General features: G+C 65.0%; 22 protein-coding genes. 11 read left to right on the forward strand and 11 right to left on the reverse strand.

Annotated elements, in window-relative coordinates; all coding sequences use genetic code 11:
* The first annotated feature begins 76 nt into the window (after window positions 1-76).
* Window positions 77-1,504 carry a cation:proton antiporter gene (locus J8F10_RS34795; RefSeq protein WP_210662477.1) on the forward strand — a complete coding sequence of 476 codons (1,428 nt, stop codon included), beginning with the start codon at window positions 77-79 and terminating at the stop codon, window positions 1,502-1,504.
* Window positions 1,505-1,544: 40 nt separating this feature from the next.
* Here the strand turns inward: J8F10_RS34795 and J8F10_RS34800 are convergent, their stop codons facing one another.
* On the reverse strand, window positions 1,545-2,243 hold the full coding sequence (locus J8F10_RS34800; RefSeq protein WP_210662479.1) for a hypothetical protein: 699 nt from the start codon (window positions 2,241-2,243) through the stop codon (window positions 1,545-1,547).
* A 90-nt stretch (window positions 2,244-2,333) separates the two neighbouring features.
* On the opposite strand from J8F10_RS34800, the gene J8F10_RS34805 reads away from it, so the two are divergent.
* The gene (locus J8F10_RS34805) at window positions 2,334-2,918 is read left to right on the forward strand and encodes an LOG family protein (RefSeq protein ID WP_210662481.1); all 585 of its coding nucleotides are present in this window, start codon (window positions 2,334-2,336) and stop codon (window positions 2,916-2,918) included.
* 51 nt (window positions 2,919-2,969) lie between these two features.
* On the opposite strand, the gene J8F10_RS34810 is transcribed toward J8F10_RS34805, so the two are convergent.
* A complete protein-coding gene (locus J8F10_RS34810) occupies window positions 2,970-3,962 on the reverse strand; it encodes a C-terminal binding protein (protein WP_210662484.1) in 993 nt (330 codons plus the stop codon).
* 122 nt (window positions 3,963-4,084) lie between these two features.
* On the opposite strand from J8F10_RS34810, the gene nusB reads away from it, so the two are divergent.
* The 6 genes from nusB (at window position 4,085) to J8F10_RS34840 (ending at window position 7,745) form a co-directional block, all read left to right on the forward strand.
* On the forward strand, window positions 4,085-4,540 hold the full coding sequence (nusB, locus tag J8F10_RS34815) for a transcription antitermination factor NusB (RefSeq protein WP_210662486.1): 456 nt from the start codon (window positions 4,085-4,087) through the stop codon (window positions 4,538-4,540).
* A 54-nt stretch (window positions 4,541-4,594) separates the two neighbouring features.
* Window positions 4,595-5,479, forward strand: coding sequence for a PHP domain-containing protein (locus tag J8F10_RS34820; protein ID WP_210662488.1), 885 nt, complete (start codon window positions 4,595-4,597; stop codon window positions 5,477-5,479).
* Window positions 5,480-5,666: 187 nt separating this feature from the next.
* On the forward strand, window positions 5,667-6,260 hold the full coding sequence (locus tag J8F10_RS34825) for a hypothetical protein (RefSeq protein WP_210662490.1): 594 nt from the start codon (window positions 5,667-5,669) through the stop codon (window positions 6,258-6,260).
* 135 nt (window positions 6,261-6,395) lie between these two features.
* Window positions 6,396-6,764 carry a hypothetical protein gene (locus tag J8F10_RS34830; protein WP_210662492.1) on the forward strand — a complete coding sequence of 123 codons (369 nt, stop codon included), beginning with the start codon at window positions 6,396-6,398 and terminating at the stop codon, window positions 6,762-6,764.
* Between the two features lie 194 nt (window positions 6,765-6,958).
* Window positions 6,959-7,369, forward strand: a complete 411-nt coding sequence (locus J8F10_RS34835; RefSeq protein ID WP_210662494.1) for an FHA domain-containing protein — start codon at window positions 6,959-6,961, stop codon at window positions 7,367-7,369.
* A gap of 199 nt (window positions 7,370-7,568) precedes the next feature.
* A complete protein-coding gene (locus J8F10_RS34840; RefSeq protein ID WP_210662496.1) occupies window positions 7,569-7,745 on the forward strand; it encodes a hypothetical protein in 177 nt (58 codons plus the stop codon).
* Window positions 7,746-7,775: 30 nt separating this feature from the next.
* Here J8F10_RS34840 and J8F10_RS34845 read toward each other — a convergent pair whose 3' ends face one another.
* The 3 genes from J8F10_RS34845 to J8F10_RS34855 form a co-directional block, all read right to left on the reverse strand.
* Window positions 7,776-8,744 carry an alpha/beta fold hydrolase gene (locus J8F10_RS34845; protein ID WP_246524741.1) on the reverse strand — a complete coding sequence of 323 codons (969 nt, stop codon included), beginning with the start codon at window positions 8,742-8,744 and terminating at the stop codon, window positions 7,776-7,778.
* Window positions 8,737-9,909 carry an enolase C-terminal domain-like protein gene (locus J8F10_RS34850; RefSeq protein ID WP_210662498.1) on the reverse strand — a complete coding sequence of 391 codons (1,173 nt, stop codon included), beginning with the start codon at window positions 9,907-9,909 and terminating at the stop codon, window positions 8,737-8,739. Before J8F10_RS34850 ends, J8F10_RS34845 begins: the two co-directional genes overlap by 8 nt.
* A 130-nt stretch (window positions 9,910-10,039) precedes the next feature.
* Complete coding sequence (locus tag J8F10_RS34855; RefSeq protein WP_246524743.1) at window positions 10,040-10,474, reverse strand: DUF309 domain-containing protein; 435 nt, start codon at window positions 10,472-10,474, stop codon at window positions 10,040-10,042.
* A gap of 42 nt (window positions 10,475-10,516) precedes the next feature.
* On the opposite strand from J8F10_RS34855, the gene J8F10_RS34860 reads away from it, so the two are divergent.
* Window positions 10,517-11,545 (forward strand): type II secretion system F family protein, encoded by a 1,029-nt coding sequence (locus J8F10_RS34860; protein WP_210662500.1) that lies wholly within the window; start codon window positions 10,517-10,519, stop codon window positions 11,543-11,545.
* A 504-nt stretch (window positions 11,546-12,049) separates the two neighbouring features.
* Here the strand turns inward: J8F10_RS34860 and J8F10_RS34865 are convergent.
* Window positions 12,050-13,777, reverse strand: coding sequence for an ArnT family glycosyltransferase (locus J8F10_RS34865; RefSeq protein WP_210662501.1), 1,728 nt, complete (start codon window positions 13,775-13,777; stop codon window positions 12,050-12,052).
* A gap of 204 nt (window positions 13,778-13,981) precedes the next feature.
* Between J8F10_RS34865 and J8F10_RS34870 the strand changes: the two genes are divergently transcribed.
* Both J8F10_RS34870 and J8F10_RS34875 read left to right on the forward strand, forming a co-directional pair.
* Window positions 13,982-15,118, forward strand: coding sequence for a prenyltransferase/squalene oxidase repeat-containing protein (locus J8F10_RS34870; RefSeq protein ID WP_210662503.1), 1,137 nt, complete (start codon window positions 13,982-13,984; stop codon window positions 15,116-15,118).
* A 24-nt stretch (window positions 15,119-15,142) separates the two neighbouring features.
* Complete coding sequence (locus J8F10_RS34875; protein ID WP_210662505.1) at window positions 15,143-15,373, forward strand: hypothetical protein; 231 nt, start codon at window positions 15,143-15,145, stop codon at window positions 15,371-15,373.
* Window positions 15,374-15,798: 425 nt separating this feature from the next.
* On the opposite strand, the gene J8F10_RS34880 is transcribed toward J8F10_RS34875, so the two are convergent.
* The 5 genes from J8F10_RS34880 to J8F10_RS34900 form a co-directional block, all read right to left on the reverse strand.
* On the reverse strand, window positions 15,799-16,956 hold the full coding sequence (locus tag J8F10_RS34880) for a TlpA family protein disulfide reductase (protein ID WP_210662507.1): 1,158 nt from the start codon (window positions 16,954-16,956) through the stop codon (window positions 15,799-15,801).
* Window positions 16,957-17,061: 105 nt separating this feature from the next.
* Entirely contained in the window at window positions 17,062-18,477 is a 1,416-nt protein-coding gene (locus J8F10_RS34885; RefSeq protein ID WP_210662509.1) for a DUF6513 domain-containing protein, read from the reverse strand.
* Window positions 18,474-19,394 carry a glycosyltransferase family 2 protein gene (locus J8F10_RS34890; RefSeq protein ID WP_210662511.1) on the reverse strand — a complete coding sequence of 307 codons (921 nt, stop codon included), beginning with the start codon at window positions 19,392-19,394 and terminating at the stop codon, window positions 18,474-18,476. The genes J8F10_RS34885 and J8F10_RS34890 overlap by 4 nt, the downstream gene beginning before the upstream one ends.
* Before the next feature lie 129 nt (window positions 19,395-19,523).
* Window positions 19,524-21,068, reverse strand: coding sequence for an ArnT family glycosyltransferase (locus J8F10_RS34895; RefSeq protein WP_210662513.1), 1,545 nt, complete (start codon window positions 21,066-21,068; stop codon window positions 19,524-19,526).
* Entirely contained in the window at window positions 21,065-23,209 is a 2,145-nt protein-coding gene (locus J8F10_RS34900) for an ABC transporter ATP-binding protein (protein ID WP_210662515.1), read from the reverse strand. Before J8F10_RS34900 ends, J8F10_RS34895 begins: the two co-directional genes overlap by 4 nt.
* Window positions 23,210-23,264 lie beyond the last annotated feature (55 nt).

Genomic DNA, 23,264 nt, shown 5'->3' on the forward strand with positions numbered 1-23,264 from the left:
GCCCGCCGCCCGTTCCATTACCTCTACCTCAACGACCCGCCTTCGCGCGCATTTTTTAGACGGACTCCCCGCCGAAATGAGCACACTGTTCGCAACGACCGAAGCCGTTGAAGCGCTCGTCAAACTGGACGTCGAGCAATTACTGCTACCGGTGCTGATTCAGTTGGTCGTGATTATCGCGGCGGCGCGAGCGTTCGGTGCGCTGGCGCGGGGTCTCGGTCAACCGAGCGTGGTCGGCGAGATCGTCGCGGGCCTTTTGCTCGGCCCGTCGCTGCTGGGGTGGCTGCACCCGGAACTCTTTGCCGGCCTCTTTCGCCCGGCGCTCGGCGGCGTGCCGCAACCACTTGCGAACGCGGTGCTCCCCAAAATCTTCACCGTCATCGCACAGTTCGGGCTGATCTTCCTCCTGTTTCTCGTGGGGCTGGAGTTCGAGTTCGAGCACGTCCGCTCGCACGGGCGCGCGGCGGTGCTGATCTCGATTGCGGGCATCGCCCTACCGTTCGCGCTGGGGGCCGGGCTCGCGCAACTCGTTCACCCGCACCTGGAACCGCACCCGAAAGTCGGCCCGGTGTCGCTGCTCGGGCTCACGCTCTTCCTCGGGATCGCGCTCTCCATCACCGCGATCCCGGTTCTCGGCCGCATCATGATGGAACTGAACATCACGCGCACACGCCTCGGTGCGATCACGATCACCGCGGCGGCCGTGGACGATGCGATCGGCTGGATTCTGCTCGCGAGCGTCACCGCGGTGGTGAAAACGAACTTCGACCCGCTCGAAACGCTCGGCATGGTCGGCCTGACGGTCGGTTTTGCCCTCGTGATGTGGTTCGTGGTGCGCCCGGTGCTGGTGCGGTACTTCGCGTACTCGCTGCGCGAGAACCGCGGGCGCCTGAGCGCAACGGCGCTGGCCGTGCTGCTCGTCAGTGTGCTGCTCGCGTCCGTGGCGACGAACCTGATCGGCATTTTCGCGGTGTTCGGCGCGTTCCTGCTCGGCGCCGTGCTGTCGGACCAGCCCGAACTCCGACACGCCGCGCACGCGAAACTGTACGACATCGTCACATCGTTCTTCGTGCCGGTGTTCTTCACCTACACCGGATTGCGTACCGACATCACGGCTCTGCATGGCACCGCGATGTGGGTCATTTGTGGTGCCGTAACCGTCGCGGCAGTTGTGGGGAAACTGGCCGGGTGCGGTTTGGCCGCCCGGCTGAGCGGGTTTAGTTGGAAAGAGTCCGGGATCATCGGCGCGATGATGAACGCCCGCGGGCTGATGGCGCTCATCGCCATCAACCTCGGATATGAGCTGGGCGTGGTGCCGCGCAGCCTGTTCTGCGTGCTCGTCATCATGGCGCTAGCGACGACCGTGCTCACGACGCCGTTACTACTGTGGCTGCGAAAGGGAACGGAGATCGAAGAACCAATCGCACGCAGCGGTTTTTTAGGTGTGAACCTCACCGCGGAGAGCGCAGAGGGCGCGGAGAAGACCCGGAGCACGGTCGGTTAGTCCCCTTCCCCGCGCTCCGCACCCGCCGGAGTAGAACTACCTACTTCTTCTCCGGCGCCTTGAACGTAACCGGCCGCAACCCGGGGATGGTGAATTGCTTCACCTCGCCGACGAACGGTTCGCCGAGCGCCTCGTTCCACTTCTTCTTTTGCTCGGCGGTAAGCAGTTTGAGCGCGGCTTCTTCGCTCTCTTTCGCAAGCGCGTCCTCGCCGGGCACGGGACCGTTGCCCACCAGCGGGTTCGCCCGCACCAACTTCTGCCACCCGACGTAGTAATCCGCGTCAATCTTCTTGGCCTGCTTCAGTTGATCGGCGGTCAGCCCGATTTCTTTCGCGAACACGGGATTCGCAGCGAGTGTGCGCGTTCCGCCGGTGAATTCGAGAACCTGCCACACGATTTGGCGGTGCCGCTTTTGCTGTTCGGTCTTCAGAACCGCGGCCACCGTCTCGTCGGCCCACTTCGTGACCTTCGCGGCGTAGGTCTTCGCTTGTGCCGGCTTCAGCCCGCCGAGGTCCGCGACGGACTTCTTGAGATCGGCTTCGGCCCCATCGAACGCGGCCAGTTGCTCTTTGCTGAGCTTCAGTTCTTTCTGTACGTCCGGCGATTTGGTGATGTAGAACGGCCAGTGGAACTCGGAATCGGCAACGAGACCGAACCCGACGGGATCGGGGGCTTTGGGCGGTTGGCTCTTCGGCTGAGCGGTCGGGGCGATGAGGGCGAACACGAGTACGGCGGTCATGTGTCCTCCTTTCGGCACGCTCCTCCCCGGTAGCGATAAGAAGAACACAGAAGGAGCAATTTCGTTAACACGAAAATCAGGTATTCTCCCGTGAAAAGTGTTTGTGTGTTTTGCGGTTCGTCCCCCGGCAACAGCTCCAGCTACGCGGACACGGCCCGCGAACTCGGGCGCGCGCTCGCGGCGCACGGTCTGGCGCTGGTGTACGGCGGCGGGCGCGTCGGGCTGATGGGTGAGGTCGCGAGTTCGGCGCTCGCGGCCGGGGGTGCGGTGGTGGGTGTGATCCCCCACTCGCTCGCGCTGAAAGAGATCGCACAGGAAGACTGCACAGAACTGGTCGTGGTGAACACGATGCACGAGCGGAAGGCGCTCATGGCCGACCGCTCGGATGCGTTTGTTGCGCTGCCCGGCGGTTACGGCACCTGCGACGAGCTGTTCGAGATTCTCACCTGGGCGCAACTCGGCATCCACCGCAAACCGGTCGCGATCCTCAACACGAACGGGTTCTTCACGCCGCTGCTCGCGTGGCTCGATCACATCGTGACGGAAGGCTTGCTCAAGTCGAAGCACCGCGCCCTGCTCGTGGTCGCGGATAGCGTACCGGAGTTACTCGCGAAGCTCACCGCGTGGGTGCCGGCGGAACCCACGACGAAATGGGTCACGCCCGAAGAGCGGTAAGTGACAACGGCGCGTCTTCGGGCGTGAGTTCGAGCGGAGCCGAACGCCGGCTCAGTTCACCACGTTCCGCAGTGCTTCGCCGAGTAGCGCCCGGCGGCACGCCTGGGCGCCCTTCACGCGCATGTCGAGTAACCCTTCCTCCGAGTAGAACGCGGAGTGCGGGTTGAGGATCACGCGATCGTAGCACGGGTCCGCCGGGTCGCGCCACGCGACCAGCAGCGGGTGATCTTCGGGCGGCGGCTCGAACGGGAGCACGTCGATGGCTGCCCCCTGGAGTTTACCCGACCGAATCGCCGCTGGAATCGCGGTTGCGTCCACGGTCGCACCGCGGGCGGTGTTCACCAGGTAGGAACCGTCCGGCATGAGCCCGATGGTGCGCGCGTCCACAATGTGGCGCGACTCTTCGGTCAGCGGGCAGTGAACGCTGACCACGAACGACTGGCGGAACAGGTCATCGACCTTCTCCACCCGGCGAATCCCGTTCGCCTTGTCGTACCCGTCCTGTTTGTGCGGGTCGTAGAACGCGACGTCCATTCCGAGTGCCTTCGCGCGGAGCGCAGCAGCGGTCCCGATGCGCCCGAGCCCGATCACCCCGAACACGCGCCCGCGCAGGCGCACCAGCGGCGTGCCCTGCATGTAGCTCCAATCGCCGGCCTTGCGCTGGAGGCGGTTGTTGAAGAAGTTGATCCCGCGCGTGAGGGTGAGCATCATGCCAATGGCCGAGTCCGCGACCTCTTCCGTGCCGTAATCGGGCACGTTCGCGACCGGGATGCCCTTCGCACGGGCCAGTCGGTGGTCCACGTTGTCGAACCCGACCCCGCACCGCACGATCAGCTTGCAGTTCTGCAACCGCCCGATCGTCTCCTTCGTGATCGCGATGTTGTGGTACAGCATCACCGCGTCCGCGTCCTCGATGCGGCCGATCATGTCGGCCTCGGAGTTCGCGTTCAGCGCGACGATGTCGGCGATGTCGCCGAGCAACTCGCGCTCGGGGCTGAGCGCATCGGCCAAGAAGTCCGCAACGACGACACGGAACCGGGGCATGTGGGGTACTCGAAATGGGGAGGGTTTTCGCAGTGGAACCGGCGGATGAGTGCGTTCTATATCCGCGCGGGGCAGAAAGCTACTAGCATGATGAGTGTCCCCCTTACCGAGATGTTCCCAATATGGCCCGACGCTCCCGTGCCCGCGAAGTGGTTCTGCAACTGCTGTTTCAGTGGGACCAGAACCCGACCCCGGTTCCGCGCAAGGCGATCAAGGTGTTCGTCCGCGACCGCCTGCTCGCCGACGCCGAGATGGAGGCGTACAGCCTCGCGCTCCTCGACGGCGTCGTGGCGCGCAAGGACGAGATCGACGAAACGCTGAAAGCCGCCGCGACCAACTGGCGCCTGTCGCGCATGACCCCGGTGGACCGAAACGTGCTCCGGCTGGGCACTTACGAACTGCTCTTCGACGCGGCCCGGCCGCCGCTCGAGGTCGTCATCAACGAGGCCATCGAGCTCTCCAAGCGGTTCGGCTCCGAGGACTCCCCCGCGTTCGTGAACGGCGTGCTGGACCGCGTGGGAGCGATCAAAAAGGAAAAGGGGAAAGGGAAAGCCGACGCGCCCAGCGGCGCCCCCTGACCGCGGGGCGCGGCCCGGTTTCGCATTTCCCTCGTTCGTGTCGCACTGGTTGCCGTGCCCAAGCGCTCTCCTTTCACGCTCGTCTGTAGTCGGCTCGCACAACTCGGCGCCCCGGTCCGGGCGGACCTGCACGTCCACACGACCGCGAGCGACGGGGAGTACACCGCGTCGCTCGCGGTCGCCTTTGCTCGGCAAGCGGGGTTACGAGCCGTCGCGGTCACCGATCACGACACCCTCGCGTCGGTCGCCGACGCACAAGCGGCCGCCGGCACCGCGATCGACTTCGTGCCCGGGGTCGAGATCAGCACCGCGTTCGCGGGGCGCGAGTTCCACCTGCTCGGTTATTTCGTGCGCACCGATTGCGCGGACCTCAACGCGGCACTCGCGACCGTGTGTGATTCGCGCCGCGAGCGGTTCCGCGAACTTGTCGCCCTTCTGCCCGAACGGGGCGTCAAAGTCCAAGCGGATCGCGCACGGCTGTTGGAAGAATCCACCGCGAGCCTCGGCCGGCGCCACGTCGCGAGCCTGATCGTCGCGTGCGGGGCAGCGACCACGCGGACCGAGGCCTTTCACCGGTTCGTGAACCCGCTCATCAGGAAAACTCGGCCCAAAACGCTTATTCCACTTGAAAGCGCGATTGCCCTCGTCCACGCGGCCGGCGGGGTCTCGTCACTCGCCCACCCGCCCCCTCACCTCACGGAAGACGACTTCGGCGCGCTGCGCGCGTTCGGCCTGGACGCGATCGAAGTCGTGTACCCGTGGGGCCGCAATTCCCCGGTGAGTCGCTTGCGCGCGGTCGCGGCGCGGTTCGGGTTCGCGGTCAGCGGCGGGAGCGACTGCCACGGCCCGGACCCGGCGCATCGGCGCATCGGTTCGTGTGCCGTCACGTTTGATGAATTCACCGCGCTCCGCGACCGCGCGGGATGCGCCGTTCGCTGAAGAGCGCCCCGTTCTGCGTGCGGTTCCAATTGTTTGCGTCGCGCGCTCGTCGGGCCGATTTCGGCGCGCCATTTCGCGGCCCTTTCGCTGGCGTGGGGGGCGTTTCCGGGGCAGGTTACCGGTGCCCGCAGCACGGACGGGGACGGGCCTCGGCCCGCCGCGGGCAGCACCGCAAGGATTCGCGCCGATGAGACGCCTTTCGATTGCCGCCTTTCTGGCGGTGCCCCTCCTGCTGTTAGCGACCCCGGACAAAGCCTCGTCGAACCCGACGCACTACGGGTTCGGGTGCGGGGACTTTTGCCTCGGCTTATTCAAGGGCATCCACCAGAACGGCCCCCTGTACAACTACGGCCCGTACTACGGCTACTACCCGTTTAAGCCGTATGGTCCCTGGGACGAGTACCTGCGCTACGACCCGAACTTCTACGGCACCCCCGGTACGGGCGGGTCTCACGGGGGGTGGGCGCACGGCGGGCACCTGCGCGGCCTGTTCCACAAGCCCTCGTGTTCGTCGTGCGGCTTCTGGCACGCCTCGTGGCTGCAGGGCGGTTGGTTCCGCGGGCACACCTGGACCCACAGCAAATCGCTGTCCCACAGCCACAAGCCGTCGTGCTCCTCGTGCGGCGGGGTCGCGCTGGCCGCGCCCGCTCAGCCGACCGGTGACGTACTCACCCGGTATTCGGGCACCGGTTCACCGGAACAGTCTGCGGTCTTCTACTCCGCGACCCCGACGCTGAACCCGGTTCTGGACCTCGTGCCGACCGCCGGCCAAACGAAGTGACTGCCCCGGGCGCACCGGACGTGCGCCCGGTTGTCCGACGAGGTGACCCCGAGGTCGCCACTGGACTGGTTCGACCCTCGCTCGCCGCACTCTTACTCACGAAGTGCGACGAGAACTCAAGGAAAGGATCCCGAGATGAAACTGTTCCGCTCGTTCATTATCGCCGCGGTCGTCGGTCTGGCGCTCAGCGCCACCGCGGACCGCGCTCTCGCCGGCGGCCCCAAGGGGTGCTCCAACTGCGGCAGCGGCGGCATCGGCGCTGGTGGCCCGCCGCGGACGCTGTTCGGCGGCATCGGCCATAAGCAGTTGCCGGCGTTCCAGGCCGCGCCGTGGTACCTGTACTGGCCATACGACGGCCACTTCATGACGCCCGCCCCGGTCACCGGCGCGTTCTACGGCCCGCCGGTCTCCGGCAACTTCCCGGTGAACCCGTACTTCCCCGGTGGCGCACCGGGCTACGGCGGTCCGGTCCCGCAGCAGATGCCGTCCCCGCACGGCCGCTAAATTCGGGCCGAATCATACATTTTCGCCGCTCGCACCGGATGTCCGGTTCGGGCGGCGGTTCTCGTTTCGCCGGGTGCAAGGAGTGCGTTCGCGCTGGTATCTTGACCGGAACCAGTTACGATAAATTGACGTCACAATGGCGTTCGCCTTCTATTTTCCTTCAGAATCTATTCCAATCTCGGCGAGGTACGGTCATGGCAGAGGGCCAATTCGGGGAACTCGTCCCGGTGGGTGGCGGGGACGCGATTCCGCTGGTTAACGAAGTGATGACCATCGGCCGGCGCGAATCGTGTGACATCTGCTTGCGGTTTCAGAACATCTCCGGTTCGCACTGCGAGTTGTCCCTGCGCGACGGCATCTGGCACCTGCGGGATCTTAACAGCACCAACGGCGTGAAGGTGAACGGGGACCGCACCCTTCGGCGCCCGCTCCGCCCCGGCGACGAGATCGACATTGCCAAACACAAGTACATCATCCAGTACCAGCCCCGCCCCGGCGTAAAACTCGAAGAAATCTTCGAGGAAGAGGACAACGTGTTCGGTCAATCGCTGATGGAAAAAGCCGGACTCGAAAAGCCGAAGCAACCGAGCCAAAAGCGGAAATAACGCGACACTCTCGCCAGCCCTTGAGCGCCCGGCCGAATTCGGCCGGGCGCTTTTATTTACGGCGGGCACAAATCTCGGTACCCCCTCGACAAACCGCAACACCGTGCGGTACACTTCACTCACCTTTCGCGCCGCGACACCGCACTCATTCCAATTCCGGCGGTCCCGCGGCCTCTCCCACAAACGGTGAGGTTCGCCGATGAACCACAGCACGAAGAAGCAGCACCACGAGCAGGCCCGCAAGAAACACAAGCACGAGATCCAAGAGCACGCCCGCGATGCGGCCCGGCGCGGCCGATCGAAACTGCCGATCGTGCTCCTCGCCGGTGGGCTGATCGCGGTGCTGGTGCTCGTGGCGGTTATCTCGCTGATGTAAAGACGTTGCGGCGCGAAGCCGTAACCGGCACTACAACTGTTTCTCCACCCAGCGCACCACATCGGCGAGCCAGGGGTGATCCTCGCGCTCGAACTCCAGCGTGTGGTGCGCGCCAGGGTACGTCACGGTTTCTGTCGGCCCCGGGAAGCGCGCCACGAAATCCGCGGTCCTCGAGTTATCAATGATGCGATCGTGTTCCGCGAGCGCAAGGAGCGCTGGCACGGTGACGCGCTTCGCCGCGCGATTTAAGTAGATGTCGAGCGAGAAACTGCTGAACAGGAACCGCGCCGTCGCGAGCCGAAGGCCGTGTGGTTCTGCGTCGATGTAGCGCCGCCACTCCGGGGACGCAGTGAACAGGTCCGGCTCGTTCAACGGAATGGGGAAGAATTTCCACGGACGGAATACTCGCGCAACTGCGATCCGTGCGCGTTGCGGCACCGGCGGCGCGACTTTGGGCACGAGCCCGGGGCACAGCAGAACTAGGCCGTCAACGAGGCCCGGCTTGCGGTACGGCAAACCGACTGCGAGCTTTCCACCCCACGAGATGCCGCACACAAACACCGGCAGCCACCCGTGAGACGCGCGGAGGCGTTGGACGAACTCTGCCACGTCGTCGATCAGCCGCCGGAAGTTCGGCGTGTCCCCGCGGTGAGCCGTGTTCAGCCCGGAACCGCGGCGATCCAGAAAGTACACATCGAACCCGGCCTCCGCGAGTACGCGACACGAACGCGCGTACCACCCGCCGTGACTACGAATGCCGTGAACAATCACGATCCGCGCGCGCGGGATACCGGCGGGAGCGTAATGGCGGAAGTAGAAGGAATAGCCGTCGGAGGCGGGGAAAAGACCTACGGCCGATAACCCCTCCCCAACCCCTCCCCTAAACGGAGAGGGGCTTAATACCGGCGCTTGCGATGCACCAGTTTCTGCATTTGGCTCTGTTCCCCCTTCCTTCTTAGGGAAGGGGGTTAGGGGGTTAGGTTGCCTTTGCTCATCCAAGCAGCGTCTCCTTGCGCTTGGTGACCCAATCGAGCCGGGCCGGGTCGAGCGCGAACCCGAGTCCGCTCCCGACGAGTGCCGGCGCCCAGCCGGTGCGCTGGAACGTGAGGTCATCGACCGCAAGCGACTCCCACACCAGGTGCCGGTCGTAGCTGCCCTCTAAGTAGCGAATATCGGCCACGCTCGCGGCGAAGTGCCGACCCGCTGCGCTCAGGATCGCGGTCTCACCGACCTGGCAACCGAGCTGATAACCGAGGTTGTGCCGTTTCGCGAACTGCGCGAGGCGCAAACTGGGAATGAACCCGCCGCACTTCGAGAGGCGCAGGTTGAACAAATCGCACCACCCGCCGCGAACCGCGCGCTCGGCGTCCACCGCGCCGCAAAGCGATTCGTCGAGCATGATCGGCGCCTTCACCTGTTTGCGCACGTCCGCGAGACACGCGACGTCTTCGTGCCGTACCGGTTGTTCGACGCTCGTGATGCCGAACGGCTCCAGTTCGCGAATGCGGGCCGCGGCGTCGGCCGGCGCCCAGGCTTCGTTCGCGTCAACGCGCAAATCGATCTTGCGCCCGAGCCAGCGGCGCATCGTCTTCGTCCGCTTCACATCGTCCTGCCCCTCAATGCCGACCTTGAGTTTGACCTGTTTGAACCCCGCGAGCCGGTACACGAGGGGGTAGAGTCGCTTCTTCCAGCCGCGCGGGTTCCCGATGACGCCGCTGTACTGCACCCGATCGCGGAACTGGTAGAGTTCGGGGGCCACCAGTTCGGTGACCCGTGTGAGTGGTTCGCCGAAGGCTCGGCCGAATGCGTCGAGTACCGCGAGTTCCAGGGCGCAGCGGGCCGAGTTGCCGAGAATCCCGCGGTCGTCACTGGGTTCCACCGCGAGTTTGAGTCGCTCCGCGAGGTGAACCGCTTGAACGAAGTTCTCGGCGTCGGTGTCGAGCTGCTTCGCGACGTCCGAGCGCTTGAGCAGGTCGAACGAGAAGTCGATCGTCTCGCCGGTCACGTAGTCGCGCGGGACACCTTCGCCGTAACCGACACTACCGTCGCTGAGTTTGCACCGCACAACGACGTTGTCCGTCTCCGTGCGCACGTGGCTCGCGTGCGTGACCTTCCGCCGCAGCGCGACGCGAACGTGTCGGACCTCGAGTTCAACAACGCGCATCGGTAATTTCATCTCGGGAAGTTCGGGAGCGGATGTTGTATCTCTTCACCCTGACTCGGCGAATCACGCCGCCCCTTCCCTAACACGAACTCAGCCTCGTGGTTAGCGGCTAACATTCGCTAACATACCGTTACCTGGCCGAGTCGAGCCGGATCGTGGGTGGCGGCACCGGTGCGGCAGTCGCGTCGCCGAGGGCAACCGCGAGGTGCGCGGCCATCTGGTCCCAGAACGCATCCACCGCCAACCCCAAGTGTACCGGGCGGAACGGTTCCATGTACCGGCGCCCGGAGTGATACAGGCGCGCTGACCCGGTCGCGTTGCCGCGCGCCCAGTGGTACGCCGCGACCGCCGCCTGAATCAGCGCCTGGTAGAAGCGCCGGTCCGGTCCCGCGCACTCGTGCCACAAGTCTTCCCAAACTTCGTGCGCGTCGAAGAACTCGCGCCGGTTGAATAGTTCCACTCCCGCGAGGAACCGCGGATCGGGTATGTCGGGCGCGCCGGACATCGGGTATACCGAAAGGATCATCGGCGCCGCGAGATCACCGCCCGCCGGCACCGTCTTCATCACAATACCCGAAACCCGATCCCCGACACCCGGTTCTCACCGATGCTCTTTTCTTCCTCGAAATGCCCGCTGCCCGCGCTCGTGGAGTGGTGCCGGGCGCTCCGGTTCAGCCTGAGTGCGGGCCTCGACCCGGTAAAGATCTTCAAACAACAAGCGAAGTCCGGGCCGCGCCCGCTGCGGGCACTCGCCGGCGAGTTCGCGAAAAAACTCGCGGCCGGCGAATCACTGGAAGACGCCCTCGAACCGCACCGCGACACGTTCCCGCCGCTGTTCGTGGAACTCGTCGCCGTGGGCGAACAGACCGGGCGCCTCGAAGACACGTTCCGGGAACTCGAACAGTATTACGCGGCGGCGCTGACGACCCAGCGCAACTTCCGCTCACAGATGGCGTACCCCGCGATCCAGTACGTCGCGGCCGTGCTCATCATCAGCGGGCTCATCTTCATTCTGGGGATGCTCGGCATCAAGATGGACCCGACCGGGCTGGGACTCACGGGCACCCAGGGAGCGCTCACGTTCCTGCTCTGCGGCGCGGCCCTCGTGGGCGGGATTCTGTTCGTGCTGAAGATGGCCGCCGACAACGTGCGGTTCCGCGCGAAGCTCGAGGGCACGTTCCTGATGGTGCCCGGCTGGGGGCCGGCGCTGCTCGCGTTCGCGGTGCTCCGGTTCGCGGTGGCGCTGCGGATGTGTGCCGAGGCCGGGCTGCGGGCCGAAACGACCCTGCACTACTGCTTCCGCGCCACGTGCAACTCGCGCTTCCAGGCGGGCGAGGCGCGGGCCGTGGAGGTGGCCAAGCGCGGCGGCGAACTGGTCGAATCCATCGACGAGTCCCGAGCGCCGTTCCCGAGAGAGTTCCGCGAAACGCTCGTGACCGGCGAGGAAACGGGCAACATGACCGAGGTGATGGAGCGCCTCGCGGACCGCTACCGCGAGGACGCGGAGCGCAAGATGAAGGCCGCAGCGCAGGTCACCGGGTACGCTATTTACGCGCTGGTCGCGCTGATGATTATCTTCTTCATCTTCCGCATCGCCAGTGTGTACCTGGGCGCGCTCAACGGCGCCGCGGGGTAGGAAAGCAGGGAATCACAAATGCGCCGCGGATAACGCCGAGAACGCGGATCAAGACAAGAAGGCAGAGGACAGAAGTCAGAAGTCAGAGGGCAGAGATCAGAGGACATTGTTTTGTAGCCCCGGATGGGGGCGACCGATCGTAGCCAGGGGTGAAGCGAGCAACGCGAACGCAACCCCTGGTTGCACGCGAAGAAGAACGAAGCCCCGGATGGGGCGACAGAGCCAACCAGAGAGGCTCTGTCGCCCCATCCGGGGCTTGACCGCATTTCGTAGACGAATCCAGGGAATTGTTCGAGCGCCAGGGTTGCGCGGGAGTCCGCCAGGGGTTGCGCTGCGCCTTCGGCTCTGCTCCACCCCTGGCTACGATCGGTCGCCCCATCCGGGGCTACAAAACTACCTACGCCCGCTCCCAACCTTCTGCCCTCTGTCCTCTGTTCTTTTTTGTCCTGATCCGCGTGATCTGCGTTATCTGTGGCGCATTTTCAGCGTTTCAGTGTCCCGGCATTACTCTGCACCGTCGCGTGGGGGCACGTGATACTTCGGCACCACGACAGCCACGTCGCACAGGCCCCACGGCGTCGCGCCCGCGAACTTGTCGAGGATGGACGACTTCCCCTTCCGCTTGAGTGTGCTCGTCTCCACGATCTCCAGGCTCGGCGGGAGCGTGTTCTTGAAGCCCTGCAACGAGTCGTGGTGCGTAAACAGGATCACCGTGCGCGGGCGGTGGTGGCAGTCCACCATGAGTTGGTTCACGCTCTTGGTGCGCACGTTGCGCATGTCGGACCGGTCGTGGTAGAACGCGAGCGAGTCACAGTTCCGCGGAAAACACACCACCGCCACGTCGGGGTCGCTCACGAACCGCTCGACCAGTTCCGGCCGGCCGAACGGTGACCGCTCGCGCGCGTACCACGGCACCGCGACGTAGTGCGCCATCATCACGAGCGCGGCCATTCCCCCGATCAGCGCCCGCGTGCGGAACGCGGTGTTCCACTTCGTGCGCGCCACGAACTCTCCGACCGCGAGACACAAGAACGGGTACGCCGGGAGCACGTAAGTCGGTAACTTGCTGCCCGAGCAACTGAAGAAGAACACGCACCACGCCCCGGTGAGCAGCCAGAACCCGCCCGCGGACGAGCGGTTCGCGCTGTCCCCGGGCGCGGAGCGGATCAGGCGCCAGAAGTAGGCCGCGAGCAGGAACGTACCGGGCAAGAGCCCGCCGAGCAAAATGGGGACGTAGTACCAGATGGGTTGCAGGTGGTCGAACGGCTGCAGGAACCGCATCACGTTGTGTTCCCAGAAGAAGTACTTCAGGAACTGCGGCTCGCGGAAGTAAATCGCGACGTACCACGGCAGGTTCACCGCGAACACCACGCCGAAGAACGCGAGGTACCAGTACCACCGAACGACCGCGGCCGGCGAACGGCCGGCGTGAGCCGGCTGGTGAGAAACTCGCACACCGGACGGCTCCGATTGCGTGTGCGCGGCTTGTGCATCGAGTGACAGCGTAGTCACACCAGCCGGCTCACGCCGGCCGTTCGCCAAAAACGCTCCGCCCCCCCGCATCAGGAACCCGTACACCCACAGCGGCACGAACAGCAGCACTTCCGAGATCGGCCCTTTCGTGAGGAACCCCAACCCCGACGCGACCGCGGCCGCGACCCACCACCCGCGCTTCAGCGTACCGGTGCGCACGGCCTCGAAGCCGCACAGCACGGACGTCGTTACGCACAGTACCAGAAGGCCGTCGAGCAAGAGCAGTCGCGCGACGCTCACGAATCCCGGCGCGACAGAAAGTAGCATCGCGGCCCAGAACGCACTTCGCTCGCCCACGCTCCGGCGCCCGATCAGGTACACCGCGAGAATCGTGAAGTGAACACACAGCGCGGGCACGAGCCGTGCGGATTCCGGCGACACGCCGAACGCGCGATAGCTCAGCGCCGTCAGCCAGTACATCAGCGGCGGCTTATCGAGGTACGGCTCGCCCTGGAGTGTGGGCACGACCCACGAACCGTTTTGCAGCATTTCCTTGGGGATCTGCGCGTACCGGCCCTCGTCGGGCTCCAACAGGTGGAACCCGCGTGTGGGGTACAGAAGTACCGCGGGCAGGAGCAGAACCAACAGCAGCGAAAGTCGGCGCACCCGCGTATCGGTGTCCGCCGCGCCGGGGAACAAAATGTCTGTGAAAAGCAGCCGACACCACCCGACTACGCCCCGGTGCTCTCGCTCGTCCATGCCCCGACCTCCAACAATGATGGGGCGTTATCGCACAGAACCGAAATCGCGGTCAATCCGGGCTGCGCGGGCGCGGAATGACCACCCGTGAACACGGCACAGCCAGCGCAGAGGTGAGATGTGCCCCTATCGTGCTCTTTTCACTTCGGGCTCCGAATTTGCTCAGTACCATTGAAGTGCGTCCATTCCCACGGAGTGTTCTCAATGAAGAAGCGATTGCTCGCGCCCCTGTTCGCGTTCCCCGCGCTCGTCGCACTCGTACTGGCGCCCGCGCCGTCGGCCGCACAGCCGAACGGAGACGCGCTGAAGGCGACCGTGGACAAGGCCACCGAGTACCTGAAGAAGTCGCAGAAGGAAGACGGGAGCTGGTCCGCGGAGCCGCAGAACCGCGGCGTCACCGGGATCGTGGTCGCGGGCCTGATCCGAACAGGGACCAAGCCCGAGGACGAACCGGTGGCGAAAGGCGTGAAGTTCATCGAGAAGCTGGTGAACGCGAAGGCCGGGCACATCGCGGGCGACGACTCGAAGGCCGGGCTGATTAACTACACCACCAGCATCAACATCCTCGCGCTCGACGCGGCGAACAAGGGCGACAAGTACAAGGGCGTGATCGGCAACGCGACGAAGTACCTCAAAGAGTACCAGTGGGACGAGGCCCGCGGGAAGAAGGACGACAGCGACTACTACGGCGGCGCCGGGTACGCGGGCGACAAGTCGCGCCCGGACCTGTCGAACACCGCGTTCTTCCTCGAAGCGCTCAAGACGGCGGGCGTGGCGAAGGACGACCCGGCGTTCAAGAAGGCGCAGGTGTTCATCAGCCGGTGCCAGAACTTCGAGAGCGAGTACAACACCGCGCCGTGGGCCAAGAAGAACAACGACGGGAGCTTCGCGTACACCGGGGCCAACGGCGGCGAGAACCGGCGCAGCGACGACACGAAGAACGACATGGGCGGCTACGGGAGCATGACCTACGCCGGCGTGAAGAGCATGATCTATTGCGGGATCGCGAAGGACGACAAGCGCGTGCAGAAGGCGCTGGAGTGGATTGGCAAGAACTACACCCTCGACGCCAACCCGGGGATGCCGGAGGTGAACAGCCAGCGCGGGCTGTACTACTACTACCACACGTTCGCGAAGACGATGGACGTGCTCGGCATCGACGAGTTCACTGATGCGAAGGGCGTGAAGCACGACTGGCGCGCCGACCTGCTCGCGGCGATCGCGAAGCGCCAGAAGCCCGACGGCAGTTTCGTGAACGAAACCGACCGGTGGATGGAAGGCGACAAGAACCTCGTGACCGGCTACGCGCTGATGGCACTGAGCTACTGCAAGAAGAAGTGAAGCCGGGGCGTAAACGGAGGACGTGTGGACGAACAGATCAGTGTGCGGCAGGCGTACTTGGCGATGTACTCCTTTCTGGACGAACTCTACTCCAAGTACGAGTTCGACCAGTTTGGGTCGTTGCTGGGCGGTTTGAGTCTGTTGGCGGACGGATCGCCGGCGGATCAAGCCGCTTGGTCTGATTGGTTGAGGGCTGTGGAGCGTGCACGGGCCAATCAGGTGGATGCAGCCCTGCACATCCAAGCAAACCAGTAGCGAAGCAACCCGAAACTTCATGACGAGTTACGCGCTGATGGCGCCGAGCTACTGCAAGAAGAAGTGAAGCCGCCTTGTTTTTGAGCCCCGGAAGGGGCGGTAGATGGTAGCCAGGGGTGAAACGCAGCGCAACCCCTGGCGGACTCCCGGACAACCCTGGTTTTGGTTTTTGCCCTCTCCCTTGCGGGAGAGGGTCGCCACCTTCGCGGCGGGGTGAGGGGTTGCTTCCACTCAGGAGGTTACCCCTCACCCGGTTCGCAAAAACCTCACCACCCTCTCCCGCAAGGGAGAGGGCAAAAACAAACTCCGGGGCATCGCTCGCGCGTTCTTCGACTACGCCAAAGCCAAAAGCGCTCGGGGCGCGTGACGGGTTCATCCCGTCACGCGCCCCGAGCGCTTCGCTACTCTCGTGGAAAGAGCCCGAATCAGCCCTTCGCCTTGATCGCGGCCTTCACCAGTTCCTCGATCGCGGCGTCGATCTTTTCGTTACCCGGGTTGCCGACCCACTTGTGCCGGATCACGCCGGTGTGGTCGATCACGAACATCGTGGGGAACGCGCGCACGCGGTACTTCTTCAGAACCGCGCTCTCCGGGCCGTTGTCCCACCAGTGCGTCCACGGCATCTTCTCGCCTTCCAGGAACTTCTCGAGCGTTTCCTTCTTGTTGTCCGCGCTCACGCTGATGAGCTCGAACGGCTTGCCCTCGAGCTTCTTCACCAGGTCGCGCTCGTGCGGGATCATCGCCTTGCACGGCCCGCACCACGTCGCCCAGATGTCGAACAGGACGACCTTGCCCTTGTAGTCGGAGATCTTGACCTTCTTGCCATCAAGGGTCATTGATTCGACTTCCGGCGCGGCCTTGCCCACGGCCAGCAGGGTCACGGCCTTCAGGTTCTCGATTTCCTTGGTCGCGAGGTCGCCGACCGTGGGGCTCTTGGGGGACGACGGGTTGATCTTCGCGTTCGGGGCCTCTTTCGCGGCCTGCTCCAGCATGGCGGTCGCGTCCTTCACCATGAGCGCGACTTCCTTCTCGTCCTCTTGTTCCTCGATCGCTTGTGCGATCTTGTACCCGCGAATGAACGTTGCGACGCCCTTCGTGTCCTTGTCGGTGGCCTTCTCGGACACGGCCTTGATGAGTTTGTCGCCCGGTTCGCCCAGGCGCATCGCGGGGACGAGCAGGTCCCGGACCTTCGCGTTGGCCGCGTGGTGCAGGGCGACCATCTGGACGGCCTTCTCCACGTCCTCGCCGGTCGCGCCGATGCGCCCCGCCGTTTGCACGATGAACGCGGCGGCCTCGAACCCGACCTCGTCCTTCGGGTCGTCCTTCGCGATCTCGAACGCCTTGCTCGCGGTAAGCAGCACGAGTTCTTTCATCTCGCCCTGAAGTGCCCGCGCGTCGCCGGGGTTCTCGGCCTTCGCGAGCTGCGCGGTGAGTTCCTTGTTCTCGTCCTCGAACTTCTTTTTCAGTGCGGCGAACCTCTCGGCCCGGTCGGACTTCGACCCCTCGGCCGGTTTCTTGTCTTGCGCGTAGGCGATCCACAGGCCCACGGACAAGGACAGCGCGGCGGCACAAAGCATGCGCATTGTGGCGTCCTTTGGTGAAGGAGGATGAGAATAACGGCCCCCGTGGGCCGCTCAGGAACCAACTCAGTTTACGCCAACGAATTAGACGAGCAAAGAGAAACCGATTCACACCGGCCGTTCGCCCGGGTTGCGGTGACTCGTCTCCGGGACGGTGAGGAACCCCCAGCGCAGCGCCTGGTCCTGAGTGTACCCCTTGCCGAGAGTGAGCGCAGTTACGGCTTTGGCGAACTCGTAACCGAGGTAAAAGGCGTGCGCGGGATCGAGCTTCGGGTCCGTAGACGCGAGCTGCGTGAACAGCGCGAACGGGTCCGCGCCGCGTAAATAAACGCTCCCGTTGAAGACGTGCAGCTCACCGCGTTCCGCGAAAATGCGGTAGTTCCGATCGGTCACCCGGCGCGCCAACTCTTGGAGCAGTTCCTCGCCCTGCTCGGGCACCTTCGGGTCGCGGAGCATGACCAGGCCGGGTTCGAGGCGCTTCGGGAGCACTTTTTCGCGGACCGCGTGGAACACGAGCCGGCGCGCGAGGTCGAACTCATTTACCGACGAACGCGCCCAGTTGATGACTTCCGTCGTCAACACGCTGCGCACGCCGAGTTCCTGGCAGAACCCCGCGAGCAGCACGTTCAACCCGGCTGAGTCCACGTCCGTGAGTTCGGTGAGGTTGCCCACGCCCATCATCAGTTCCGCGTCCGGGAACCGGCGCCGCGTGTCGATGTAGCGCCCGAGCGAGGCCGCGAACCCGAAGCCGATCGGTTCGAGGATCGGGTCGAGCCGGTGCTTGATCCCGATACCGCGAAGCACGTCGACCGTGCGCGCGAGGCTGTCCGAATCGCTCGGCGTGTCCGGGATCGCGACCACTTCGACTTCGGGGTACGCGACGTGCCACCGGCGCGCGTGCTCGACGTTCGTGCCGTTCACGCTCAACACGAGTTCCGCGCCGGCCGCGAGTGCGGCGTCCACTTCGTCCGGGTTGAAGCTGTCAATGGATACGCGGAACCCATCAGCTCGAAGGGCACGGACCGCATCCCCCACCCCGTTCCACGCGGGGCCGGGGTCGCAGCCCAGATCGATCACGTCCGCGCCGCTATCGCGGTAGCGCCGGGCTTCGCGCACGATCGCATCAAGCGACTTCTTCGCGGCGTGATTAATCTCCGCGAGAATCTCGATGTCGTACTTCCCGTAGTCGCGCGGCGCGGACCGCTTGCCAAAGAACTCGGGCAGGTCGCGGAGGTCGGTCGGCCCGCGCTCGGCGGGCGCGCCCACCGCCCGCGACACCTCCTCGACCTCCCCGCGGCAGAACCCCGGAAGAATCACGCGATTGAGATCGGGCGGCAGTGGGGGAAGGTGGCGCGAGACCCAGTTGGTCGTCATCAGCGCCGCAACGGTGATCGGGAGCGCTGCGACATATGGCTCGAACGCGGCATTCGGCGCAAGTTCGTCCACGACGCGCCGGAGGGCCGGCTCCGCGAGCTTCCCGGTGATGAACAGAATGCGCGGCAGAGAGGGGGCGGGCGCACTCATGACGCGGGGACTGGAGAACCGGGGGAAGCGAGTCCCTCGGCGTTCGCCTCTGCTGCGGGCGCATCCGGCGGTGCGACTGCGTCACCCGCTTCCGGCGGCTTTACTGTGGCGGGCATATCGAAGGCGAACTTCGGATCGCTGAACACGCGGCTTCGGTCTGCGGAAACCGGACCGAGTGGCGGTAGCGGTTCGGGCGGGTTCTTCGGCGTGAGCGGGATTTCGTCCATGATGCTCGTGAGGAACGTCGCCTTTGCCACGAGTTCGACGTGAACGAAGTCCCCGTCCGACTGAATCGGCACGCGCTTCAGGAACGCGGTCCGGTAGAGCTTGAACGCACTGTTCACGTCCGCGAGCGGCACCCCGAACACCCACCCCGCACGGGTCTTGTACCACCACTCGCCCCAACCGTACCACGGCGGCGAATCGACGATCGGCAACCCCGCGAAGACGCGCCAAAACAGCTTCCACGCGCCGCTCACCCACTTCACCAGAGTCGGGCGCGGCCGGCCGGCGCGGAACCCGCTGATGAGGTCCGGTTGTTTGCCGAAAATCTCGTCCCGCAGTTCGATCCGCTCCAGCATCGGCCGGATGTCGCCCGGCGTGTACTGGTTGTCGAGCCCCGCGTACATGAAAAGGGGGTGCGTTGTTTCCGCGAGCGCGGTGCGGAGACACGTGCCGAATCCGCGGTGCGTGTCGTGAGTGAGCACGTGCAGGTGAGGAACCCGCGGCGCGAGCTTCTCGAGGACCGCCGCGGTACCGTCGGTGCTCCCGTCGTTCACGACGATGATCTGAACCGGCCGGTTCTGCTTGCCGAGCAGTAGTCCCCACGCGGGCAGCATCTTTTCGAGCTGCGCGGCCGCGTTGTGGGCCGGGATGACGACGGTCACGCCGTCGTGCGGAGCAGTAGGTTTGGCCATAGGTGGGAAAGCACAGAACCTACCCCCCCGCCCTGCCCCGCTCAGAGAACGGGGGCAAACGGAACGCTGTCTTGTGCTCCTCTCGAGACGGGAGCAGCGAACGGAGCGAGCGGGGAGGGGTTCACCCGGTCACTCCGCGGTGCGCAGGCACACCAGCGGGCGGGGCGGGCGGATGGAAGTGAAGTCCGCGAGCGACGCGACCGGCACGAGTTTTCGGCCGGTGATGCGCTCGGCCTCGTCCACGTACTCGGGCGGCATGACGACCGCGTGCGGGCCGGGCGCAGCGAGCACTTCCTTCAGTTCGCCCCACTCCACCAAAGTATGCAGCGGCGCACCGAGATGGAAGGCGAGCAAGTGCGACTCCGCCCGAAACAGCAGAATTGTTTGCGGTTTGGGCGCGTATTCGCGGATCGCGGCAGCGAACGGGCGCTTCTCTTGCCGGGCATTTTCCACGGGTTCGACCACGAACCACATGACCGGACACACCGCCAGCGCGCCTGCCACGAGTGCCCCGAATCCCCACTTCGCGCGCACCGCGGACCGCGCGTCACCACGCGACGTGAGCCAGCGTTCGGCCGCGCACCCGAGCGCGATCGCGGCGCCGGGGAACGCGGGCAGCAGGTAATCCGCGCGCTTGAAGCGCGACGCCGACAGCACCGCCACCATCACAACGAGCCACACCACGCCCAAACGGAACAGGCGCTCTTCTTTCCACACGCCGGACCGCGTTCCCCACCACACGAGCGGCACCAAAAGCAGCGTCCACGGCAGAAACGCCATCGCGAACCGCGGGCCGTAGTACCACCAGGGGTGCGACGCGAGCGCCTCGGAGGTGCCCGCAAAGCGCTCGACGTTGTGGTGCCAGAAGAACACGCGCACGAACTCGCCTTCCGTGGCGTGCTGCGCCCACACGAACCACGGCAGCGCGACGCACGCGACCACCGCCACGCCGAGAATCGCCGAGAGTACCGACAGGCGGGCGCGCTCCGCGGGAGTGGTCGCGAACCGCTCGGCGATCAGGAACGCGACTGCAGTGCTTCCGATGAGAGCCAATCCCACGGGGCCCTTGAGCAGCACCGCGACGCCGGCCGCGAGTGCGGAGAGGAGGAACCACCCTTCCCTCCTGGAACCGCGGGACGCCAGCCCCGCAGTGGACCCACGAGAGAACGCGAGCAGCGCCACGGTAACGGCACACGTCAGCGGCACATCGATGCGAGCGGTGCGCCCGATCGCGACGAAGTGGTTCGCGGTGGCAAGCGCGACCGCAGCCACAAACGCGCCCGATCTCCAGCCTTCGCGCCGGAGGAAACCGTACACGAGCAGCACAACGAGAGTGCCACTCGCGGCCGCAGGAAAGCGCGCGGCCCAGGGAGAAACGTGCCCGCCGGTCAAACAACCTGCGACCGCGCCGAGCCAGTAGAATCCCGGGGGTTTCTGCAGGTCGCGCTGCCCGTCAAAGAGTGTGGGTAAGCCCCACTCGCCCGTATCGATCATGCGCTGGGAATTCTGCGCAGCGCGGGCCTCGTGACTGCTCACCAGATCCCGCGCACCGAGTTGGAAGAAAAACAACAGAAACAGCGCGAGGACCGAAATTGCCGGGGGGAGAAATGGAAGCGGTCGCAGCGCGCCGAACCGACTCGTGCTGCGACCGGAAATTGGCAGCACGGTACTCATGCCGCGTCGCGTTGGGTTGGGGGCTTGGTCCCTTCGGGCGAACCGGGCGCGAAGGGAACTCGTGCGTCCGCGAGAGGCGCCGATTCCTTCGTGCCGCTCCCCGGCGCGGCCGCGTCCGTCTTCCACATCTGCACCGACTCGAACAGTCGGCGGTACGGTTCGCACCGCGCAAGGAGTTCAGCGTGCGTGCCGAAATCGAGCACCCGACCGGATTCCATCATCGCCACGCGGTCGGCAATTTCTGGAACCGTGTGGAGCTTGTGCGTAATGAGGAACGTGGTGCGCCCCTTCACGAACTGTTTGAGCGCGTCGTGAATGTCGACTTCGCTCTGCATATCAATGGCGCTGGTGAACTCGTCGAGGATCAGAACCTGTGGGTTGCGGAGGATCGCCCGCGCGAGCGCGACCTTCTGCCGCTCCCCGCCCGAGAAGTTGCTCCCGGCCGTGCCCATCAGCGCCTCGTACCCGCCCTCTTTCTTCTCAATGAAGTCGTGCGCCCGGGCCTCTTTTGCGGCCGCAATTACCTCTTCGCGCGTCGCGCCGCGCTTGCCGTAGGCGATGTTGGCCAGAACCGTGTCATCGAACAGTTGCGTGTCCTGCGTGACCACGCCAATCAGCTTGCGGAGCGAGCGCAAGTGAGCCGTGCGCAAATTCACGCCGTCGATGAGTACGGCGCCCGAATCGGGATCGAAGAACCGCGGGAGCAGCGCGAGCAGTGTCGTTTTCCCGCACCCGTTGCCGCCCACCACCGCGACCGTTTCGCCCGCCTTGACGGTCAGGCTCACGTTATCGAGCGTCGGCGTGTCCGCGGTCGGGTTGTACGCGAAGCACACGTGCCGGAACTCGATCCGCTTCTTCACCGTGATGAGGCGCGGGCCGTCCGCGTTCCCGCGGATCGTCGGCTCGCGGTCGTACAGCTCGAAGATGCGCGCGGACGCCGCTTCCGCGCCCTGGAGTTTGGTGTACACGCTCGACAGTTTCCGCACCGGGTCCGCGATGGCCGCGAGGAACACGTAGAACTGCAACAGTGTTTCAAAGCTCAACGGCTGCGAGCACATGCGGAAAATTCCGATGTACATGCTCCCGCTGACCACCAGGTACACCCCCGCGCCCAGTGCGAGCCCCACCGCGATTACGACCAACACCTCGATCGCGGGATTGGTGAACGCATCAATGTTCACGAGCCGGAGCGCTTTGCGGTAGAACTCGTAGTTCGCTTGCCGGAACCGGCGCCGCTCGTGAGCCTCGCGCGTGAACCCCTTCACCGCCCGGATGCCGCTGAACGTTTCGTTCAGGATCTTGTACATCGCGGACATCCGCTGCAGCGCCTTCTTCGCGGCCTTTCGCATGGCCTTGCTCACGCGCATGAGCACGTACAGCGCGAGCGGGACGACGACGACGAACGTGAGCGTGAGCTGCCAGCAGATGAAGCACGCGGCGGCGAAGCACGTAACGGCCTTGAGCGGTTCGGCGATCACCCGGCCGTAGAGCACCTTGACGCCGGACCCGACCTGTTCCGTGTCGTTGGTGAACCGGGCCATGAGGTCGTTGGTCCCGGCCGCGGACAGTTGCCGCACGTCCTGCCTGACCACCCGGCGGAAGAACGAGTTGCGCAGATCGAACAGCGTCCGGTTCGTGACCCACCCGACGAGCGACTCGTGAAAGAACTCGAACACGCCCTTCACGACGACACAAACCAGGACCGCGGCCATGATCCACAGGAACGTCTCGAAGCGGTCCGTCGGCATGTGCCGGATCAATTTCGCGCGCAACCACTGGTAGCGGTAGTCCCAGCTCGCGTGGGAGTCCTGGGCATCGGTGGCGCGGGCGAGATCGGCCGAATAGCTCCGCTTCTGCTTCTCGCGCTCCGGGGTGTCCGGTCTGCTCTCCAGAGTGGCGAGCGCGAAGTTGAGTTTCGCCACCTCTTTTGCGTCAATTTCGCGCAGCTTTTGCTGTTCCGCGATCTCCTCGTCGATCCACTGCTGGAGGTTCTTCCCCGAACTGAGGAGCTTGAGCACCGGATAAATGGCGCCGAGGTTCACGCTCCACAAAACGGCCACAACCAGCGCACAAAAGACCGACGCCGCCAACCGCTGTCGGTACGGCCACGAGAACCACACGCTCCGCCGGAAGTTCCGCATCGGTCTCGATTCTCCCGCTCGCCCAAAACCCGAACACCGGGCGTGGTCTTATAAC

The sequence above is a fragment of the Gemmata palustris genome (assembly GCF_017939745.1).
Lineage (GTDB): Bacteria > Planctomycetota > Planctomycetia > Gemmatales > Gemmataceae > Gemmata > Gemmata palustris.

What these genes read in the sequence shown, in the direction of transcription:
- J8F10_RS34800 (WP_210662479.1), bottom strand. Translation starts at nt 2,243, where the DNA reads ATGACCGCCGTACTCGTGTTCGCCCTCATCGCCCCGACCGCTCAGCCG.
- nusB (WP_210662486.1), top strand. Translation starts at nt 4,085, where the DNA reads ATGGCCCGACGCTCCCGTGCCCGCGAAGTGGTTCTGCAACTGCTGTTT.
- J8F10_RS34865 (WP_210662501.1), bottom strand. Translation starts at nt 13,777, where the DNA reads ATGGACGAGCGAGAGCACCGGGGCGTAGTCGGGTGGTGTCGGCTGCTT.
- J8F10_RS34895 (WP_210662513.1), bottom strand. Translation starts at nt 21,068, where the DNA reads ATGAGTACCGTGCTGCCAATTTCCGGTCGCAGCACGAGTCGGTTCGGC.
- J8F10_RS34880 (WP_210662507.1), bottom strand. Translation starts at nt 16,956, where the DNA reads ATGCGCATGCTTTGTGCCGCCGCGCTGTCCTTGTCCGTGGGCCTGTGG.
- J8F10_RS34885 (WP_210662509.1), bottom strand. Translation starts at nt 18,477, where the DNA reads ATGAGTGCGCCCGCCCCCTCTCTGCCGCGCATTCTGTTCATCACCGGG.
- J8F10_RS34900 (WP_210662515.1), bottom strand. Translation starts at nt 23,209, where the DNA reads ATGCGGAACTTCCGGCGGAGCGTGTGGTTCTCGTGGCCGTACCGACAG.
- J8F10_RS34810 (WP_210662484.1), bottom strand. Translation starts at nt 3,962, where the DNA reads ATGCCCCGGTTCCGTGTCGTCGTTGCGGACTTCTTGGCCGATGCGCTC.
- J8F10_RS34830 (WP_210662492.1), top strand. Translation starts at nt 6,396, where the DNA reads ATGAAACTGTTCCGCTCGTTCATTATCGCCGCGGTCGTCGGTCTGGCG.
- J8F10_RS34850 (WP_210662498.1), bottom strand. Translation starts at nt 9,909, where the DNA reads ATGCGCGTTGTTGAACTCGAGGTCCGACACGTTCGCGTCGCGCTGCGG.
- J8F10_RS34825 (WP_210662490.1), top strand. Translation starts at nt 5,667, where the DNA reads ATGAGACGCCTTTCGATTGCCGCCTTTCTGGCGGTGCCCCTCCTGCTG.
- J8F10_RS34890 (WP_210662511.1), bottom strand. Translation starts at nt 19,394, where the DNA reads ATGGCCAAACCTACTGCTCCGCACGACGGCGTGACCGTCGTCATCCCG.
- J8F10_RS34860 (WP_210662500.1), top strand. Translation starts at nt 10,517, where the DNA reads ATGCTCTTTTCTTCCTCGAAATGCCCGCTGCCCGCGCTCGTGGAGTGG.
- J8F10_RS34870 (WP_210662503.1), top strand. Translation starts at nt 13,982, where the DNA reads ATGAAGAAGCGATTGCTCGCGCCCCTGTTCGCGTTCCCCGCGCTCGTC.
- J8F10_RS34835 (WP_210662494.1), top strand. Translation starts at nt 6,959, where the DNA reads ATGGCAGAGGGCCAATTCGGGGAACTCGTCCCGGTGGGTGGCGGGGAC.
- J8F10_RS34840 (WP_210662496.1), top strand. Translation starts at nt 7,569, where the DNA reads ATGAACCACAGCACGAAGAAGCAGCACCACGAGCAGGCCCGCAAGAAA.
- J8F10_RS34795 (WP_210662477.1), top strand. Translation starts at nt 77, where the DNA reads ATGAGCACACTGTTCGCAACGACCGAAGCCGTTGAAGCGCTCGTCAAA.
- J8F10_RS34855 (WP_246524743.1), bottom strand. Translation starts at nt 10,474, where the DNA reads ATGAAGACGGTGCCGGCGGGCGGTGATCTCGCGGCGCCGATGATCCTT.